Below are 3,024 nucleotides of genomic sequence, written 5' to 3' on the forward strand. Positions count from 1 at the left end.
GGCCGAGCACTGGAACACCGACCCGAAGCCCTTCATCTGGAAGGCGACCGCGGAGGAGATCATCGCCAAGGTCCGTCGCGGGCGTGAGGTCCTCAACCAGATCAATTCGCAGACGGACCACTAGCGGTTCCGTGGGCCAGCTCCTGCTGGTCTCCGGCGGAGAACCAGAGTCACTCGACTTACTGACTTTGCAATGACTCCGCGGGATCTGGATTTCCGCGTGTCGTAGGTTTCGAGCCGTGCAGCAGACCCCTCGAGTCCGAAAGGCCTCGCACGTGCTCCGGATCGACGACGCGGAGTTCCTGGCGTTCTGGCGGGAGCGGCACCTGTGCACGCTCACCACGCTGCGGGCGGACGGACGGCCCCACGTCGTCCCCGTCGGCGCGACGCTGGACCCCGAGGCCGGACTGGCCCGGATCATCGCCGGGCGGACCTCGCTCAAGGTGCGCCACGTCGCGGCCTTCGGGGACGCGGGCGCCCCGGTCGCGGTCTGCCAGGTCGACGGCCGCCGCTGGTCCACCGTCGAGGGGACGGCGACCATCAGTACCTCCCCCCAGGAGGTCGCGGAGGCCTGCGCCCGCTACGCCGAGCGCTACCGCGAGCCGCGACCCAACCCGGAGCGGATCGTGATGCTCATCCGCGTCGACCGGATCGTCGGCAACGTATGAGCACCCGGTGAGCACCCGGTGAGCACCCGCCCGGTCACCGTCGTCGGGATCGGCGCCGACGGCTGGGACGGGCTGGCCGCGACCTCGCAGGCGACACTGCGCGCCGCGGAGGTGGTCGTCGGCGGCAAGCGTCACCTGGAGTACCTCCCGGCCGACGTGCGGGCCGAGCGGGTACCGCTGCCCGCCCCTCTGGTGCCCGCCCTGCCCGGGCTGCTGGAGGCCCACGCCGGGCGCGCGCTGTGCCTGTTGGCCAGCGGGGACCCGATGTTCTACGGGATCGGCGCGACCCTGGCCCGGGAGCTGGGGCAGGTCCGGCTCCGGGTGCTGCCGCACCCCTCCTCAGCCGCTTTGGCCTGCGCGAAGCTCGGCTGGCCCGCGGAGGACGTCGAGGTGCTCAGCGCCGTCGGGCGCCCACTCGCGGCGGTCCGCGCTCTGCTCGCGCCCGGACGTCGCCTGCTCGTGCTCTCCGCCGGCGTCGACACCCCCGCCGCGCTGGCCTCGCTGCTCGTGGACGCCGGCTACGGGGCGAGCCGGCTCGCGGTGCTCTCCCAACTCGGCGGCCCGGGCCAGAGCGTCGTCACCGGCACGGCCACGGGCTGGGACATCGCCCCGGAGCGCCTCGACGCACTGAACCTGGTCGCGGTCGCGTGCGGCAGCTCCAACGACGCGGCCGGTGCGCCCCCGCGCAGCCGGGTCGCGGGCCTGCCCGACGAGGCCTACGAGCACGACGGCCAGCTCACCAAGCGCGAGGTCCGGGCCGTGACCCTGGCCCGTCTCGGGCCGCTGCCCGGTCAGCTGCTCTGGGACGTCGGTGGCGGGGCCGGAAGCATCGGGATCGAGTGGATGCGCGCCGAGCGCTCCGCCCGGGCCATCGCGATCGAGGAACGCGCCGACCGGGCCGAGCGGATCGTCGGCAACGCCGCCGCCCTGGGGGTGCCGGACCTGCAGGTGGTCACCGGCGCGGCCCCGGACGCCCTGAAGGAGCTTCCGGAGCCGGACGCCGTCTTCGTCGGCGGCGGCGCGACCGATCCCGGCGTCCTGGACGCGTGTTGGGACGCCCTGCGGCCCGGCGGCCGGCTCGTGGTCAATGCCGTGACCCTGCAGACCGAGGCCCTCGTGGTGGCCCGCCAGGGCGAGCTCGGCGGCGATCTGGTCAGGCTCGCGATCTCCCACACCGCCGCGGTCGGCGGCTTCACCGTCTGGCGGCCCCTGGCCCCCGTCACCCAATGGACCCTGATCAAATGAGCGCGCCCATTCCCGCCGAAAGTGCAGTTCTCCAGGTGTTTTCACTCGTTTCGACCTGCACGTCTGCACTTTCGTGGGGCGACACGCCGCCTTGACAATCCACTTCATTGGCGCGGGCCCCGGCGCCGCGGATCTGATGACGTTGCGCGGGCGGGACCTGATCGCCGCGGCCCCGGTGTGTCTGTACGCCGGCAGCCTGGTGCCACCGGAGGTGCTCACCTGGTGCCCACCGGACGCGCGCCTGGTGGACACCGCCGACCTCGACCTGGACGCGATCACCGCTGAGCTGGTCGCCGCCACCGAGGCCGGGCAGGACGTGGCCCGGCTGCACTCCGGTGACCCGTCGCTGTACTCCGCGATGGCCGAGCAGATGCGCCGCCTGGACGCCGCCGCAGTGCCCTACGACGTGACCCCCGGGGTGCCGGCCTACGCGGCCGCGGCGGCCGCGTTGAAGCGCGAGCTGACCGTGCCCGGGGTCGGGCAGTCGGTGCTGCTGTCCCGGATCTCCGCGGCCTCGACGCCGATGCCGGCGGGCGAGGATCTGGCCACGCTGGCCAAGACGCGGACCACGCTGGTGCTGCACCTCGCGGTGCAGCGGATCGAGCAGGTGGTCGCCGACCTGCTGCCCGAGTACGGGCCGGATACCCCGGTCGCCGTGGTGGCCCGGGCCAGCCGACCGGACGAGCTGATCCTGCGCGGAACGTTGGCCGACATCGCGGACACGGTCCAGGCGGCGGGCGTGGTGCGCACCGCCGTGATCGTGGTCGGCGATGTTCTGACGGCTGGTCAATTCCCGGACAGCCACCTGTACTCGACGTCCCGATGCCGGGACTGATGCGCACCGTTCTCATCCTGGGTGGGACGACCGAGGCCCGGGCCCTGGCCGCAGCCCTGGTCACCCAAGGAACCTGGCGGGTCGTCAGTTCGCTGGCCGGCCGGGTCAGCTCCCCCGCCCTGCCCGCCGGCGAGCTGCGCATCGGCGGGTTCGGCGGACCGGACGCGCTGGCCGCATGGTTGCGCACGGAAGGGGTCTCGGCCGTGGTCGACGCCACCCACCCGTTCGCGGCGCGCATCTCGGCCTCGGTGGCGCAGGCCGCGCCCGCCGCCGCAG

Annotated in this window: 4 protein-coding genes; all 4 read left to right on the forward strand. The window is 73.6% G+C overall.

Going from position 1 to position 3,024, the window contains the following annotated elements; genetic code table 11:
* Positions 1–239 precede the first annotated feature (239 nt).
* Complete coding sequence (locus H0X00_RS23040) at positions 240–668, forward strand: pyridoxamine 5'-phosphate oxidase family protein (RefSeq protein WP_293775138.1); 429 nt, start codon at positions 240–242, stop codon at positions 666–668.
* Positions 669–686: 18 nt separating this feature from the next.
* The gene (cbiE, locus tag H0X00_RS23045; RefSeq protein ID WP_293775140.1) at positions 687–1,913 is read left to right on the forward strand and encodes a precorrin-6y C5,15-methyltransferase (decarboxylating) subunit CbiE; all 1,227 of its coding nucleotides are present in this window, start codon (positions 687–689) and stop codon (positions 1,911–1,913) included.
* A gap of 91 nt (positions 1,914–2,004) precedes the next feature.
* On the forward strand, positions 2,005–2,748 hold the full coding sequence (gene cobM / locus H0X00_RS23050; RefSeq protein ID WP_293775141.1) for a precorrin-4 C(11)-methyltransferase: 744 nt from the start codon (positions 2,005–2,007) through the stop codon (positions 2,746–2,748).
* Positions 2,748–3,024, forward strand: a 277-nt coding sequence (locus H0X00_RS23055; RefSeq protein WP_293775143.1) for a precorrin-6A/cobalt-precorrin-6A reductase, incomplete at its 3' end; no start/stop codon positions are given. The genes cobM and H0X00_RS23055, both read left to right, overlap by 1 nt.

This window comes from Sporichthya sp., assembly GCF_013815995.1.
In the GTDB taxonomy this organism is placed as follows: Bacteria; Actinomycetota; Actinomycetes; order Sporichthyales; family Sporichthyaceae; genus Sporichthya.